Annotated in this window: 14 protein-coding genes and 1 pseudogene; 14 read left to right on the top strand and 1 reads right to left on the bottom strand. The window is 53.3% G+C overall.

Annotated elements, in window-relative coordinates:
* Positions 1–355: 355 nt before the first annotated feature.
* Genes HY768_04225 through HY768_04210 form a run of 4 tightly spaced genes read left to right on the top strand, consistent with a single transcriptional unit; the run spans position 356 to position 3,656 of the window.
* Complete coding sequence (locus tag HY768_04225; protein ID MBI4726423.1) at positions 356–1,297, top strand: ABC transporter ATP-binding protein; 942 nt, start codon at positions 356–358, stop codon at positions 1,295–1,297.
* Positions 1,294–2,061, top strand: coding sequence for an ABC transporter permease subunit (locus HY768_04220; protein ID MBI4726422.1), 768 nt, complete (start codon positions 1,294–1,296; stop codon positions 2,059–2,061). The genes HY768_04225 and HY768_04220 overlap by 4 nt, the downstream gene beginning before the upstream one ends.
* Positions 2,058–2,936 carry a hypothetical protein gene (locus HY768_04215; protein MBI4726421.1) on the top strand — a complete coding sequence of 293 codons (879 nt, stop codon included), beginning with the start codon at positions 2,058–2,060 and terminating at the stop codon, positions 2,934–2,936. Before HY768_04220 ends, HY768_04215 begins: the two co-directional genes overlap by 4 nt.
* Positions 2,937–2,966: 30 nt before the next feature.
* On the top strand, positions 2,967–3,656 hold the full coding sequence (locus HY768_04210; GenBank protein ID MBI4726420.1) for a PorT family protein: 690 nt from the start codon (positions 2,967–2,969) through the stop codon (positions 3,654–3,656).
* A gap of 179 nt (positions 3,657–3,835) precedes the next feature.
* On the opposite strand, the gene HY768_04205 is transcribed toward HY768_04210, so the two are convergent.
* Complete coding sequence (locus tag HY768_04205; GenBank protein MBI4726419.1) at positions 3,836–5,227, bottom strand: MFS transporter; 1,392 nt, start codon at positions 5,225–5,227, stop codon at positions 3,836–3,838.
* A 137-nt stretch (positions 5,228–5,364) separates the two neighbouring features.
* Here HY768_04205 and hypF point away from each other — a divergent pair, with 137 nt between their 5' ends.
* The 10 genes and pseudogenes from hypF to HY768_04155 all read left to right on the top strand — a co-directional run.
* Positions 5,365–7,722, top strand: coding sequence for a carbamoyltransferase HypF (gene hypF, locus HY768_04200; GenBank protein ID MBI4726418.1), 2,358 nt, complete (start codon positions 5,365–5,367; stop codon positions 7,720–7,722).
* 27 nt (positions 7,723–7,749) lie between these two features.
* Complete coding sequence (locus HY768_04195) at positions 7,750–7,998, top strand: four helix bundle protein (protein ID MBI4726417.1); 249 nt, start codon at positions 7,750–7,752, stop codon at positions 7,996–7,998.
* 172 nt (positions 7,999–8,170) lie between these two features.
* Positions 8,171–8,392 (top strand): HypC/HybG/HupF family hydrogenase formation chaperone, encoded by a 222-nt coding sequence (locus HY768_04190; protein MBI4726416.1) that lies wholly within the window; start codon positions 8,171–8,173, stop codon positions 8,390–8,392.
* A gap of 11 nt (positions 8,393–8,403) precedes the next feature.
* Positions 8,404–9,507: a hydrogenase formation protein HypD gene (gene hypD, locus HY768_04185; GenBank protein ID MBI4726415.1), complete on the top strand. Its 1,104-nt coding sequence runs from the start codon at positions 8,404–8,406 to the stop codon at positions 9,505–9,507.
* Positions 9,508–9,532: 25 nt separating this feature from the next.
* On the top strand, positions 9,533–10,546 hold the full coding sequence (gene hypE, locus HY768_04180; protein ID MBI4726414.1) for a hydrogenase expression/formation protein HypE: 1,014 nt from the start codon (positions 9,533–9,535) through the stop codon (positions 10,544–10,546).
* 29 nt (positions 10,547–10,575) lie between these two features.
* Positions 10,576–11,028, top strand: a complete 453-nt coding sequence (locus HY768_04175) for a PTS sugar transporter subunit IIA (GenBank protein ID MBI4726413.1) — start codon at positions 10,576–10,578, stop codon at positions 11,026–11,028.
* 7 nt (positions 11,029–11,035) lie between these two features.
* Positions 11,036–11,407 (top strand): VanZ family protein, encoded by a 372-nt coding sequence (vanZ, locus tag HY768_04170; GenBank protein MBI4726412.1) that lies wholly within the window; start codon positions 11,036–11,038, stop codon positions 11,405–11,407.
* Positions 11,404–12,666 carry a histidine--tRNA ligase gene (locus tag HY768_04165; protein MBI4726411.1) on the top strand — a complete coding sequence of 421 codons (1,263 nt, stop codon included), beginning with the start codon at positions 11,404–11,406 and terminating at the stop codon, positions 12,664–12,666. Before vanZ ends, HY768_04165 begins: the two co-directional genes overlap by 4 nt.
* A gap of 823 nt (positions 12,667–13,489) precedes the next feature.
* A pseudogene (locus HY768_04160) lies at positions 13,490–13,826 on the top strand (carboxymuconolactone decarboxylase family protein).
* A gap of 59 nt (positions 13,827–13,885) precedes the next feature.
* On the top strand, positions 13,886–15,110 hold a 1,225-nt coding region (locus HY768_04155; GenBank protein ID MBI4726410.1), incomplete at its 3' end, for a PEGA domain-containing protein.

Below are 15,110 nucleotides of genomic sequence, written 5' to 3'. Positions count from 1 at the left end.
TTATAGGCCGGCCAGTTCTTTATTTTATACCGTGCTTTTTTCTTGGTTTTATGTGTGATGCCTTTTTGATTGTTGAGCGATGTTTTCACCTTCTGGCCCCTTTCAGTTCGTTAATCATAGCCAGATTATACCAAATTACCCATTATTCACGCAACAAAGCCAATGGATTGTGTAATTAGAGTGTTCTTTTAAGTCATCGCGAATCGGGTATTCATAACACAAATGAAGCGATCCATTACGGGTATAGATTGCTTCATCGGCACAGCCTGGGAGATTTATCGCAATGATGTCGGTTTTCTGTCATCCTGCAGTGATCGTAAAAATACAAATTAAATTACAACCGATAAATTATTCTATGGAAAACATCTTAGAGATCGAACATCTTGCCAAAAGCTTTACCGACTGGGAGCATTTTACCTGGCGGTCAAAGACCATTCTGGATGACATTTCCCTGGAGGTGAAGCCCGGCGAGATCTTCGGCTTTCTGGGCCCCAACGGAGCCGGAAAGACTACCACCATCAAAGCTTTAATGGGCATAATAAAGCCGTCCTTCGGCACCGCCAGGATATTGGGCCACGACATCCTGGAGAAATCGCAGGAGGTGAAGAAACGGATCGGCTTTTTGCCGGAGAACCCCTATTTTTACGATTATCTTACCGTGCGCGAGTTTCTGCTGTTTTGCGCCGCGCTGTTCGGCATCACCGGACGCCAGGCCCGGGAGAGGACCACCGAACTGCTGGAGCTGGTGGGCATGTCCCAGGCGGCCGGCCTGCCCCTGCGCAAATGCTCCAAGGGCATGCTGCAGCGCACCGGCATCGCCCAGTCGCTGGTCAACGACCCGGAATTCCTGGTCTGGGACGAGCCGGTTTCCGGCCTGGACCCCATCGGAAGAAAAGAGATCAAAGATTTGATGCTGGAGCTTAAACGGCAGGGCAAGACTATATTTTTCAGTTCGCATATTCTGCCGGACGCCGAGGCCCTGTGCGACCGGGTAGTGATCATCATCAACGGAAAGATCAACAAGATAGGAACCCTGCCGGAGCTGCTGAAGGATTCGATCAGCTGGGTGGAAGTGGTGGCCGAAGGCCTGCCGGAAAATGCGAATTTGACCGGGGCCAAAATGGAAAAAATAGCCGGACAGTTCATCGTCAGGCTGGACAGCTCCGGCAACCTGGACCGGAACCTGAAGGAAATAATGAAAGCCGGGGGGACCATCGTCTCGGTCACCCCCCAGCGGGAAAATCTGGAAAACTATTTCGCCCGGCAGGTGCGCACCGCCAAGGAGGCCGGCCAATGAGAAGGATATTCACCATAGCCGCCAACACCTTCCGGGAATCGGTCCGCGACCGGATACTCTACGGGCTGATAGTCTTCGCCCTGATAGTGCTCCCGGGCTCCCGGCTGGCGATATCCCTATCGGTGGGCCAGGAAATCAGGATATTAAAGGATTTTGGCTATGGCGCCATTGCCCTGTTCGGCCTGCTGATAGCGGTCGTTTCCGGCACGGCGCTGCTGTTCAAGGAACTGGACAAGCGCACCATCTACGTGCTGGTGGCCAAACCGGTCCGGCGCTGGGAACTGCTGGTGGGCAAGTATTTCGGCCTGATGGCCACCCTGCTGCTGGCCTTTCTGATAATGGGCATCACGCTTATATTGACCCTGCTGTTGATGGACGGCAAGCCGGACGGGCTCTTCTTTTTAACCATAGCCGGCCTGTTCGGCCAGCTGGCGGTGATCACCGCGGTGGCCATGTTGTTCTCCACCCTGGCCTCGCCGGCCCTGGGGGCGGTATTCACCTTCTGCGTCTACATCGCCGGGACCTCGGCCGACCAACTCCGCCTGTTCGCCGACCGGATGCCGGGGCATTTCCTTAAGCTGGCGGCCAAGGGGGTCTCCTACGTCATCCCCAACCTGCAGAACTTTAATTTCCGGACGGAATCCATATACAATCTGCCGGTCGATCAATCCAAAATATGGCTGATGCTGCTATATGCTGTCCTGTACATAGCCTTTACCCTAACCGTGGCCTCAATCATACTGGAACGCAAAGACCTGAAATGAAGCGTCATCTCAGAAATGCAATAATTACACTGCTTTGCCTGGTTGCAATGATGTCTGGGTTCATTGCGGTTCAGGTTAATTTTGATAAACGGTACCTCAGCAGCGAAAAGTCGATCCGGGAGCTGGTGTATTTCCCGTCAGCCAGGGCGGTCAAGCTGATCTCGGCCGGCAACGAGCTGATGATGGCCGATTACCTGTGGCTGAGGATGATCCAGTATTACGGTTTTCACCAGCAGTCAGACAGGAACTTTGAGTATCTTTATCCCATTACCGACAACCTTACCGACCTGGATCCCAAATTCCTTTACCCGTATACCTTTGGCTCGCTGCTTTTGATCCACGATGCCCAGGATTCAGTAAATTCGCTCAAACTGCTGGATAAGGCCAAAAGGGCGAACCCCGATAAATGGCAATTCCCCTACATGAAGGGCTTCATCCTGTATGTTTTCCTTCATCGCAGCGATGAGGCGGTAAAAGAATTCGTAGAAGCTTCAAAACTACCGAAGGCCTGGGAGGGAGCCTTAAGGTTTGCCGCCTGGATATCCAGAAAGGAAGGGCAACGCGAAACGTCAAAACGTATGTGGCAGGAGCTTTATGATAAAAGCGCCAATAAAAACGAAAGGGGAATAGCCAAGTTCTATTTGGACCAAATATACATAGAGGAAGAAGTTGACCGATATCAGTCTTTAGCCATAAAATATCATAAGAATACCGGAAAATGGCCTGAAAATCTGGATGATTTAAAAGCGGCCGGTTTTGTCAGTGATATTCCGAAGGATTTGTTCGGGGGGAAGTATTACTGGAACAGGGAACAGAACCAAGTCCGTAATACCACTCAAGATGCATTCCTGAGACGAATAGGCAAGCTAAAATAAACAGCCATAGATACTTTCAGAAGCAATTCAATGCCATACAAAACATTCAATCTCACGGGCTTTTTAAAAGCCCGTTTTTTTAACGCATTTTTTTCACTAATTGTGCTGACTATGGTGTCTCAGATGGCTGGCCAGGAACTGTCATTTGGTGTCAAGGGCGGTCTCAATTTTGCAAAATTAAGGGGCCATGATTCCAGAGACAACTCCATCAGAACAGGCGCAGTCTTCGGCGGATTTGCCGATATCAAGCAGTTATTTCTTACCATACAGCCCGAACTACTATATTCGCAAAAAGGTGACAAACGTGAAGAAGATATAGCTGTAGTTATGGACCAGACAGGAGTTATTGCCGGCCATTACGTCGAGGTTGACAAGTTTGATTACCTGGAGATGCCGGTATTGGTCAAATATTCTTTTGGCAACAAGATTGTTTCAGGCATCTATGCTGGACCCCCAGTTGGCATGCTTCTACGCGCCAAGCATGAGTCAACTGTGGCCGGCATCACGATCACAACAGATATGAAAAACGAAATCAAGAGCTCTGAAATCGGTCTGTTCTGGGGTGCGGGAATCAAAATGCCGTCAAGGATATCAATCGAGTTTCGCTATTCGATGAGCCTGACAAAGATATTAAAAGAGGTTACCATCTTGAATGTTACCATGACGTCGGATATCAAAAACTCTATATTATCGCTGATGCTCGGCTATTACCTCAAATAATAATCGGGCTGTTTCAAGCATTACACTCTTGGTTACCCGTCGCATCTTGATCCTTGCTTCAACCCCAAAAGCACGTTTTGGGACACCAACCAAGTGAACCAATTGAGGAGGCCGCTGAATATCTCTGTTAGCGTTTTAAGACATAAAGAAGCCCCGCAGTCTGCGGGGCTTCTTTTGTTTTAAACCCGGGCGACTTTTTTTATCAATACCACTCCGGCTTCCCAGCCGCCCATAAAATTCTGGCTGATCTTGTCCCCGAATAAGTTGAGCAGGGTGCCCACCGAGCGTGCCTTTTCCTCGTTCAGCCTCAGGGCCAGGGGCAGGGTAAATATCCGGGCCAGGGAGGAAAAGGCAAAAAGCAAATGAAAGTTGATGATGGTGTGCCCCAGCAGCAGAAATTTAAAATCATGCAGCGCATTGGCCAGCCAGCCGCCCAGCAAAGACGCGAGGAATACGGCGAAACCGGTGGTCACAGTATATATCGACAGGTAGGAGGTCCGGTTCTGCTCCGGCGCGGTCAAAAGCAACAGGTTGAAGCCGGCCAGGGTGAATCCCGGCCAGAAGAACCCGGTCAAAAAAGCATCCACCCAGATGGGCAGGTAAAAGGCAGGAGTGGCAAACAGCCAGAACAGGGGAAGAAAAAAGATGCCGATCAGGTTGAAGATCAGAACCGGACGGTTCCCCAGCTTGTCGATTATCCGGCCCCACAAAGGCTGGGTGGCCAGGTTCAGCATTCCGGCCATGATGGAGTAAAGGGCGATCACCGCGTAGGGCATTTTGAGGTTCTTGATCATATGAGCCCCGAAGAAGGGACCGGCCACAGCGGTGGACAGCGACCAGAAAATAAAGAAGGTCAGCAGTTTTTTGAAATTGGGATCGGCGAAGGGCAGCCTTACGATCTCGTAAATGGACCGGTTTTTTTCGCCCTTTAAAGGCGGTTCCCACTGGCGGTTCAGGATCAGCCCGGCGATCACGGCGCACAGGGCCGCCAGCCCGAATACCAAAGCAAACCCCTGGTCCTGCAGCCCGGCTGTCTTCAGGCGGTCAAAGCCCCAGCCGGCCCCGTAATTGGTAAGCATGGTCACTGCCCCCAGGATGGCGCTGCGCTTGCCAAAATAGCTGCCCCGGCGGTCCAGGGGAACCAGATCGGTCATCCAGGAAAGCCAGGCGGTATTGGCCGCGCTGAGGATGGTGTTCCCCAGAAACATTACGGCAAAGAACAGGGCCAGCTTCCAGCCGGGCATCATGTTCATAAAGGGCAGAAGGCAGAGCAGTGCCCACAATGCCCGCCCGACGGTGGCGCCCCAGACGGTCAGTTTCTTGCGGCTGCCCAGCCGGCTCAATATCTGGGCGCTGACCACCGAGCCCACGGTGGACAGGGCATTCAAGGCCGCCAGCAGTCCCAGGTGAAAATCGTTGGCCCCCAGCATCAGGGCGTATCCGGTCACCAGCGCCCCCAGGCTGACGGCGATGTGGACGGTGGCAAAGCTGCCTTCAATCACCGATATCTTCAGGCTGCGATCCGGCTCGTTTTGCGGAATCTTTTCAGGATATATGGTTTTTTCGAGCATAGGGCAGTAAGCATATACTATTTTACTCCAAATTACAAGACCGCAGATATTCCTTGATATTTAAGGCGTTTGGGAATATAATATTGTTTGAAGTTTCGCCGTCCGGAATGAGATTGGACGGCATTTTTTAAAGTCAGATGATGACCGCAATAAAGATAAAAATAAACGGGATCGTCCAGGGAGTGGGCTTCCGGCCGTTCATCTACCGCCTGGCCAAAAAACACGGTTTGACCGGATGGGTGCTGAATTCCAGTCAGGGAGTGGAGATCCATGTCCAGGGCCGGTCCGACAGCAGCGATCCATTTTTGACGGGTATCAAGAGCGAACTGCCGCCCCAGGCCTTGATCGATGACCTGATTGTTTCCCCGGCCGTGCCCGGGGAATATAAGGATTTCACCATCCGGGAAAGCCTGAACAGCGACGGGGCGACCCGGATCTCCCCCGATATCGCCGTGTGCGACGATTGTCTGGCCGAGATGCTGGATGAGAAGGACAGGCGGTACCTGTATCCCTTCATCAACTGCACCAACTGCGGGCCGCGGTTCTCCATCATCCAAAATACCCCGTACGACCGGCCTTTGACCGCCATGGCGGACTTTACCATGTGCTCCGATTGTCAAAGGGAATATTACGACCCGGAAAACCGCAGGTTCCACGCCCAGCCCAATGCCTGTCCGGCTTGCGGACCGCGGTACTGGCTGTGCGATAATGACGGCCATGAAATTGCCGGGAAACAGGAGGCTATTGTTCAAACAGCAAAATCGCTGATGGCCGGGGATATCTTGGCCATCAAGGGCATCGGGGGATTTCACCTGGCCTGTGATGCCGGAAATGATGCGACGGTCAAAAAACTGCGGGACAGAAAGAACCGGCCGGACAAGCCGCTGGCCCTGATGTGCGGGTCGGTGCAGGATGTCCGGCGTATCTGCCAGATAAGCGAGCGGGAAGAGAGAGTGCTGGGATCAAGCCAGGCGCCGATAGTGCTTTTGGTAAAATCAAAAATCAGAAATCAAAAATCAAATACCATCAGTCAACTGATTGCACCGGGGAACAACTGTCTGGGGGTGATGCTGCCCTATGCGCCGGCGCATCATCTGCTGTTCCGGGAATTGAAACAAATTTACCCTGGTTTAACAGCCCTGGTGATGACCTCGGGCAATATTCAGGACGAGCCGGTGGTCATAGATGACCAGGCGGCTTTAAAAAAACTGGCAGGCATTGCCGATCATTTCCTGCTGAACGACCGGGAAATTGAAAACCGCAACGACGACGCGATAGTCTTCGTAAGCGATACAAAAAATAAAAAATCAGAAAGCGGAAAGCAGAATAACCGAGAACAAGCGCCAAGCCATAATACCAACCCGATTGTACAGATTGTACGCCATTCCCGGGGCTACGCCCCCAATCCCATTAACCTGCCGTTCTCGGTGTCGCCAACCCTGGCGGTGGGCGGAGAGATGAAGAACGTTTTCTGCCTGGCCTCGGGAAATAAGGCCTATGCCAGCCAATATATCGGCGAGATGGACAACCTGGCCACCCTGGATTTCTTCGCGGAGATGATCAAAAAATACCAGAAATGGTTCAGGATAAAGCCGGAAACCATCGTTCACGACCTGCATCCCGATTACCTAAGCACCCGCTGGGCCAAGGAACAATCCGACGTGGCTCTGCGCGCGGTCCAGCATCATAAGGCTCATATCTTAAGCGTCATGGCCGATAACGGCAAAGTGGTCCCGGCCATCGGGGTAACCTTTGACGGCACCGGCTACGGCGAGGACGGAAAGATCTGGGGCGGCGAGTTCTTTGTATTCGACGGCAAGAAGATTGAAAGAGCCGGGCATTTGGAATACCTTCCCCTGCCGGGCGGGGAGGCCTCCATTAAAAAGCCTTATCGGATCGCTGCCGCCTACAGCAAATATCTTTTGCACGAACTGCCGATCAACCTTCTTCCCAAAGAATACCAGCCGGAGTTGGAGGTGATCTCTAAGCAGCTGGACAGCGGTTTCAATCTGGCTTGGACCTCCAGCCTGGGACGCATGTTCGACGCGGTCAGCGCCCTGCTGGGCGTTTGCCGTATGATTACCTTTGAGGCCCAGGCGGCCATAGCTCTGGAGAATTGCCTTGCTTTAGGGATTAGTGGCAGGTATGAGTATGATGTGATTGAACAAAACGGTCAGTGTCTAATAACCTTGAAGAAGATGTGGCAGCAGTTGACAGGTGATGTTGATAATGGCGCAAATGCCGGCGTTTGCGCGGCCAAATTCCACAATACAATTGTTGACTTTACCCTGTCAATGTGCGATAATTTAAGGTTAAAATCAGGTATAAAAACAGTGGCTCTTTCCGGGGGGGTGTTCCAGAACAGGCACCTGTTGAACCTTGTCCGCCAAGGGTTGTTACAAAAAGATTACCAGGTTCTCATCCACAGGCAAGTTCCAGCGAATGACGGCGGCATAGCTTTGGGACAAGTTTTATCGGGTAAAATAAATGGGTAAATGGACAAATAGGTAAATGGTGGGAAAATGGATGAAAGCCAAGTGAAGAAAGTAAAGTCCTTTGAACCCTTTAACTGCTTGGAAAGCCGCCAGAGATGTACGCAAATATGCTTACCTTATCGCAAATCAATTACCCGTCTCAGAAAAAATAGTTTAGTAAGTCAAATCAAGAGAACAGTCGTCTCAATTACTGCAAATATCGCTGAAGGCTACGGAAGATATCACCAAAATATACAATATTGCCGGCAGTCCAGAGGATCTCTCTCTCTGAGGTAAAAGACCATTTCATAACCTGCTCAGATGAAAAATATATTACCGGTGAGGAATATTCAAAAGGTGAAGCCCTTAGAGATACTGCAGCCCGGTTGCTTAATGGATATATCAGTTATTTAAACCGAGCAAAACTAACTTAGCCAATTTCCAATTAACCATTTATTAGTTACCTAACATGTGTTTAGCCATACCAGCCAAAATAGAGGCCATCGAGGGAAACAAGGCCGAAGTGGACATCCGGGGATTGAAACGCAAGATAGGCTTGCAGCTGTTGCCTGACGCTACCGTGGGCGAGTTCGTGTTGATTCACGCCGGGTTTGCCATCCAACGGATAGACCTCCAGGAGGCCGAGGAAACATACAAACTGCTGGAAGATACCGGCATCACCATATCCTGACGGGCATCACAATGATAGATCTCGATAAATTCCGCGATCCGGCCGTGGCCGCAAAGTTGGTTAAGAGGATCGAGGCCCTGTGCGACGGGCCGGCAGCCTTGATGGAGGTTTGCGGCACCCATACCATGGCCATCTCCCAGTTCGGCATCAGGGGCCTGATACCCAAGTCAATAAAGCTTCTGTCCGGGCCGGGCTGTCCGGTCTGCGTCACTTCTCTTTACGACATCGACCGGATGATCGCCATGGCCGGGCTGAAGGACGTGATCTTCGCTACTTTCGGCGATATGGTCCGGGTGCCGGGCTCGCGCAGCAGCCTGCGGGAGGCCAAGTCCCAAGGGGCCGATGTCAGGATCCTGTATTCCCCGCTGGATGCCCTGCAGATCGCTGCCGAGAACCGCCGGAAACAGGTAGTCTTCGCCGGAGTGGGCTTCGAGACCACTTCGCCCACCATCATCGCCACGGTGTTGGAGGCAAAAGAGAAAGGCATTGATAATTTTTCGGTTTACCCGGCCTTCAAGACCGTGCCTAATGCCCTGAAGGCGATACTGGAATCGGGCAAAACAAAGATCGACGGGTTCCTCTGCCCGGGCCATGTCTCGGCCATCATCGGCAGCCAGCCTTACCAGTTCATACCGGCCCAATATCAGATCCCCTGCGTCATCGCCGGGTTCGAGCCGCTGGACATCCTGGAATCAATTGCGATGCTGTTGCAGCAGATCAAAACTCATAAAAAAGACAACCAGGAATTTAGCGTGCAGACCGAATACCGGCGCGGAGTGCCCGATGCCGGGAATCCCCACGCTTTGGCCATGCTGGAGAAGGTAATGCAGCCCTGCACCGCCGAATGGCGGGCCATTGGCAGCATCCCGGAGACCGGGCTTTGCTTCCGGGAAGAATACAGGTCATTCGACGCCGCAAAACGCTTTGACATCAAGGTGGAGCCTGCCAAAGAGCCGGAAGGATGTCTGTGCGGCCAGGTGATGATGGGATTGCATCAGCCGGATGAATGCCCCATGTTCGGGAAAAAGTGCACGTCGGAAAGCCCGGTGGGGCCGTGCATGGTGTCTTCCGAAGGGGCCTGCGCCGCCTGGTACAAGTACGGCACGGAAAATTAAAAACCAAAAATAGAAAATAAAAACATTGCCAAACAACGATAAAATACTTTTAGCCCACGGCTCGGGAGGGCGTTTGTCCCACGAACTGATAGAAAAGGTCTTCAAGACGAGGTTCTCCAACCCGATGCTCAACCAGGGGGACGACTCTGCCGAGTTCAGAATGCAAAAGGCAGAAAGCAGAATGGCGTTTACCACGGACTCTTATGTCGTAAAACCCCTGTTCTTTCCCGGCGGGGACATCGGGCGGCTGGCGGTCTGCGGCACGGTCAACGACCTGGCCATGAAGGGGGCCAAACCGTTGTATCTCTCCGTAGGCTTCATCATCGAAGAAGGATTTCCGCTTGAGACGTTGGAGAAGGTGGTTGATTCCATGGCACTGGCGGCAAAAGAGGCGGGTGTGTTCATAGTCACCGGGGACACCAAAGTAGTGGACAAAGGCGCCTGTGACGGTCTGTTCATCAATACATCAGGGGTGGGATTGATCCCGGAGGGCGTAAATGTCTCCGGCTCTTTGGCAACGCCGGAAGATGTCGTCATCATCAGCGGGACGATTGGCGACCACGGGGCGGCAGTGATCAACGCCAGAAATAATTTTGGCCTAAGCGGCAACCTTTTAAGCGACGCGGCTCCGTTGGGCAGCCTGGTTAGCGCCATACGGAAAGCCGGTCTGGTCAAGGTTTTTCGTGACCCGACCCGGGGCGGGTTGGCCACCACTCTGAATGAGATCGCCGGACAGTCAAAAGTGACCATCACCATCGAGGAAGAAAAAATACCGATCAAGCCCGAAGTGAAGGGCGCCTGCGAGATGCTGGGCCTGGACCCGCTGTATGTGGCCAACGAGGGCAAGCTGATAGCTGTCGTCCCCGAAGAAGACTCGGGAAAGATATTGAAGGCCTTGCACCAGGACCCGCTGGGCAGGGAGGCGGAGATCATTGGAAAAGTTGAACCCGGCAAACCGCAGGTTCTTTTGACAACTTTTCTGGGAAGCAGGCGGCCGTTGATGATGTTAGAGGGAGAGGCCTTGCCGCGGATATGTTAAAAAAGCAATTAACAATATAAGGCGGTAAAATGAAGATCAACGAAATTTTAGATTTGAATTGCGTCAAAATCCCGCTGAACGGGACCACCAAGGAAGAGATCATCTCGGAACTGGTGAGTTTGATGGCCGGGGCCGGTTTGATCGAGAATCAGCCGGAATTGCTCCGTTCGGCCATGGAGCGGGAGGGACTGATGTCCACCGGGATCGGCAAGGGCGTGGCCATTCCCCACGGACGCACCAAGGAACTGAAGAAAATGGCCGGGGCCTTCGGCATCAGCCGGCAGCCGGTGGACTTTGGGTCGCTGGACGACCAGCCGGTGCAGATCTTCTTCTTCGTGGCCACCCCCCAGAATTTCATAGCCGACCATGTCAAGGCCCTGGCCCTGGTCTCCCGCCTTTTGAACCGGGATCAGGTACGGGAACAGTTAGTCCATGCGGCCGGCGCCGAAGAAGCGCTGAAGATATTCAGCCAGGTGGAATAAGAACATAATGCGGAAGAAAATAATCATCTGGGGGCCGGTAGCAGCCTGGCTGGTTTTGATGGTCACCGCCACCTCCATTCCCAATTTAAGGACCCCGTCCGAGTATTCCCACGCCGACCCGATATTCCACCTCGCGGCCTATCTGGCGCTGGCAGTGCTGGCGGCCCGGGCGGTCTTTATGTCCGACTACCGGCACAAGGGACTATGGGCTGTCCTGCTGGTTCTGGGATTGGGGCTGGCCGCCATTGACGAGTATCATGAAAGATGGATACCGGGGCGGACAGTTTCGTTTTTGGATTTTTCCATGGACGCAATAGGTTTTGCGGCTGGCGCCGGGCTTTCCAAACTGCGGTATAAGAACAAGGATGAAGACCAATGAAATTTCAAGCCAGCAAAGGCACCTACGACGTGATGCCGGACCAGGCCCATCTCTGGCAGCACATAGAATCGGTGATCCGGGAACAGGCCCGGCTATATGGCTTCAAGGAAATACGCACTCCGGTTTTTGAAAACACCGCGCTGTTCGTCAAGGGCACCGGGGACGCCACCGACATCGTCCAGAAGGAGATGTACACCTTCACCGACAAGGGGCAACGCTCCATCACCCTGCGGCCCGAAGGGACGCCGCCGGTCTTAAGGGCGCTGATCGAGCATAATTCCTTGAAAGAACAACCCTATGTCAAGGTGTTCTACCTGGCCCCCATGTTCCGCTACGAGCGGCCCCAGGCCGGCCGGATGCGCCAGCACACCCAGTTCGGGGTGGAGATCGTCGGCCCGGACAGCCCGGTGGCCGACATCGAGGCAATCTCGGTGCTTTTTTCCGTCTTGCAGAAGCTCGGGTTATCAGGCCTGAAGCTGCGGCTCAACTCCGTCGGCTGCCGGACCTGCCACCCCGCCTACCGGGAGAAGCTGGTCGCGCATTTCAAGCCGAAGCTTGGCGGGCTTTGCGATAACTGTAAAGACCGCATCAACCGGAATCCCTTAAGGATACTGGACTGCAAGATCGACCGTGAAAAAGTTCTTGACGCGCCTGCCGCCATCGCCAATCTGTGCCCGGCCTGTGCGGCACATTTCGAGAAAGTTCGGTCGCTGCTGGGCGATCTGGACATTCCCTTCGTGATTGATAATACCTTGGTACGGGGACTTGATTATTACACTCGCACAGTTTTTGAGGTCGCGTCAGCCCATTTGGGGGCGCAGGACGCCTTGGGCGGAGGCGGCCGTTATGACGGCCTGGTCGAAGAATTGGGCGGAGATAAGGCTCCGGGGGTGGGATTTGCCTCCGGTCTGGAACGATACCTTCTGGCGCTGAAGAATCAGGGCGCAAATCTGCCGCAGGAGAAAAGGCCGGATGTCTACATTGCCACTTTGGGGGATGAGGCGGTAAAGAAGGGGAACCTGCTTTGCTCCCGGTTGCGGCAAAAGGGCTTGATCTGCGAGCAGGAACTTCTGGGCCGCAGTTTAAAGGCCCAGCTGCGCGAGGCCGGAAGGCTTAACGCCCGCTACGTGGCCCTGATCGGCGAGGACGAGATCAAGAAGGGCGTAGTGACGCTGAAGGACATGGACAAACACGAGCAGGCCGAGGTGGCCTTCGACGAGATAATGAACAATGTGCCCAAGTACTGCCAGTGCGAGTAGGGAACCACTGCCGACTGAAAAAAACTCAACCCCACTTCGGCTTAGCTCAGTGCAAGCTTACTCCCCTTCTCTCCGACTATGCAAAAATGCTTCGTCGGATAAATTGGAAAATAAATAAGAGAAGGGGACGGCCTGTTCGCCAAAGTCATTTGCTTATAGACGCAGGCGAGGGGATGAGTTTAGAAACTAGAAGTAACTCAACCCACTTCGGCTCTGCTCAGCGCAAGCCTTGAACCCCTTCTCTGGCCAAGAGAAGGGGACCGGGAATGAGTTTGATAGAGTAACTAATGAAGTTTTGGAGAAGGTGGCAGGGTCTTGCGCCACCGCTCTGATGCCTTCGCGGTAGTTGCGGCCCCCAAGGATAGACAAGCATGCAGCCTAAGCAAAAGCTTCGACGTATACCTGCGCCGTGCTGAAGCTGACTACGGCCTGCCTGCACGAAGCCATGCTATTATGCCGGGCGTAGTTACGGCATAGGCAGGCGCGCAAGCACGGGGCAGCAATAATATCAACGTAAGCGGTTGGCATAACTGGCAGGTATCTGGACAGGGAAAGACAATCTTTGGGCTGCTCCGGCAAGTCTTTGGCCCAGGTAAAATCTTATTTGGGGAAGCCCAAATATGTTTTGGGCTGGGAAAAATACAATTTGGGCTTGGTAAAATGTTCTTTGGGCCAGTCCAAAAGGCTCCTGGGCCAGGTAAAATCTTCTTTGGGGAAGCCCAAATAAGATTTGGGGCAAGAAAAACAAGATTTGGGCTGGGAAAAATTTGATTTTTCCCAAGGGAAACCGCCAAAATAGTTTGACTATTTAACCGGAGCAGTCATGCCTGATAAAATTAAAGAATTCAAAGCTTACCGTTCCAAGATGAACGACCGGATACTGGCGGCTGAGAATGCCGGCATCAAGCGGTTCTTCAACCTGGACACCGCGGCCTACCAGGACGGAGCCCTGCCGGGCAAGACCAAGGAAATGCTGGGGCTGTGCCCCGTCATGGCGGGGCTGCAACGACTGCATCAGCTACCATGTGCTGCAGTGCAAAAAGATGGGGGTGACCCAGGCGGAGTTTGATGAGATCATGAATGTCTCGCTGGTGGTGGGAGGGTCCATCACCATACCGCATTTGCGCAAGGCCTATGAAATGCGGGACGAGGGGGAATAACTTGCCCACGAAAAACACGAAAGGATGCGAAAATAAATTATAAAAAATCGGGAGAGGTTATGCAAAATAAAATGCGCATTGTCATGATGGCCGCCATTATGGCTTTGGCCATAGTCCTACCGGTGCAGGCCCAAAAGCTGACCGTTTCGGTGACCGACCTGAAGATCACCAGCGGTCTGTCGGAAGCCGAGGGCGAGCAGCTGACCAAAAAATTGCTAAACGAGCTGGCGGCAATCAAGGCTTACGAGGTTCTGGACATTGCCCAGCGCGATTATATTCTCAAAGAGCAGGGGTTCCAGCAAACCGGCGCCTGTGACCAGAGTTCATGCCTGGTCGAGGTCGGCCAACTGTTGGGCGTGCAGAAGATGATCGGCGGCAGCATAGGTAAGGTAAGCGGCGTGTACTCGGTTGAATTGCAAATGGTGGACGTAAAAACCTCGCGGTTGGACATGCCGTTTTCGCGAAGCTACGCCGATGGCTCAAAATTGCTTGGAGCCATGAAGGAGGCGGCCGCCGAGTTCAGCAAATGGAAGCCCACGGCCGTGGCGCAGGCCATAGCCCCGCTGAGCGTGGATTACGGAGGTTTGGTCATACGCTCCACGCCGCCGGGCGCAAAGATATTCTTAGACGGGGCGGATGTGGGAACAACCCCGGGGCAGTTGTCAAAAATCGAGGCCGGCGAGCATCAGGTTATCATCGCCAAGGACGGCTACAGCAGTTTTAGCAAGACCGTAACGGTCGCTAAAAATATTACCACCACGGTCAGCGCTGTTTTGACAAAGGAATACGGGTCGTTAAGCATAACTTCGGAGCCAGCTAACGCCAGTGTATTCATAGATGGGGTTTCAAAAGGTTTAACAGGTTCCACAGGTTTAAGTGTATCTGGGCTGGGCATAGGGGCGCACAAAATAAAAGTTACCAAAGCGGGCTACCAGGCCTACGAAGTGGAGATGACCATAGAAAGCGGGGACGGCAACAGCCTGAATGCCCAGCTGACCCCCAAGCCCGGCAGCATTGTGATTACCAGCACACCAGGCGGGGCCAGCGTAACGGTGGACGGCACACCCCGGGGAAACACCCCCTGCTCGGTAACGGGCTTGGAGCCGGGAACATACTCCGTTAAAGTGGAAAAGACCGGCTACCAGGACGGGGAAATAAGCGTAAACATTGGAGCCGGGCAGAGCGTGGCGAAGGCGGTGGTATTACGAACCCAACCCCAACCCCTTCCCTCGAGGGAAGGGGCGAAGGGGTTAGGTCGAGGAGAGGGACGGGGAGAGGCGGACA

Source organism: candidate division TA06 bacterium (assembly GCA_016208585.1).
GTDB lineage: Bacteria > Edwardsbacteria > AC1 > AC1 > EtOH8 > UBA5202.
The sequence above is the reverse complement of the archived record's forward strand: the minus strand, read 5'-3'. Positions and strand labels throughout refer to the sequence as shown.

What these genes read in the sequence shown, in the direction of transcription:
- hypD (MBI4726415.1), top strand. Translation starts at nt 8,404, where the DNA reads ATGATAGATCTCGATAAATTCCGCGATCCGGCCGTGGCCGCAAAGTTG.
- vanZ (MBI4726412.1), top strand. Translation starts at nt 11,036, where the DNA reads ATGCGGAAGAAAATAATCATCTGGGGGCCGGTAGCAGCCTGGCTGGTT.
- HY768_04205 (MBI4726419.1), bottom strand. Translation starts at nt 5,227, where the DNA reads ATGCTCGAAAAAACCATATATCCTGAAAAGATTCCGCAAAACGAGCCG.
- HY768_04175 (MBI4726413.1), top strand. Translation starts at nt 10,576, where the DNA reads ATGAAGATCAACGAAATTTTAGATTTGAATTGCGTCAAAATCCCGCTG.
- HY768_04215 (MBI4726421.1), top strand. Translation starts at nt 2,058, where the DNA reads ATGAAGCGTCATCTCAGAAATGCAATAATTACACTGCTTTGCCTGGTT.
- HY768_04210 (MBI4726420.1), top strand. Translation starts at nt 2,967, where the DNA reads ATGCCATACAAAACATTCAATCTCACGGGCTTTTTAAAAGCCCGTTTT.
- hypF (MBI4726418.1), top strand. Translation starts at nt 5,365, where the DNA reads ATGATGACCGCAATAAAGATAAAAATAAACGGGATCGTCCAGGGAGTG.
- HY768_04220 (MBI4726422.1), top strand. Translation starts at nt 1,294, where the DNA reads ATGAGAAGGATATTCACCATAGCCGCCAACACCTTCCGGGAATCGGTC.
- HY768_04195 (MBI4726417.1), top strand. Translation starts at nt 7,750, where the DNA reads ATGGATGAAAGCCAAGTGAAGAAAGTAAAGTCCTTTGAACCCTTTAAC.
- HY768_04190 (MBI4726416.1), top strand. Translation starts at nt 8,171, where the DNA reads ATGTGTTTAGCCATACCAGCCAAAATAGAGGCCATCGAGGGAAACAAG.
- HY768_04165 (MBI4726411.1), top strand. Translation starts at nt 11,404, where the DNA reads ATGAAATTTCAAGCCAGCAAAGGCACCTACGACGTGATGCCGGACCAG.
- HY768_04225 (MBI4726423.1), top strand. Translation starts at nt 356, where the DNA reads ATGGAAAACATCTTAGAGATCGAACATCTTGCCAAAAGCTTTACCGAC.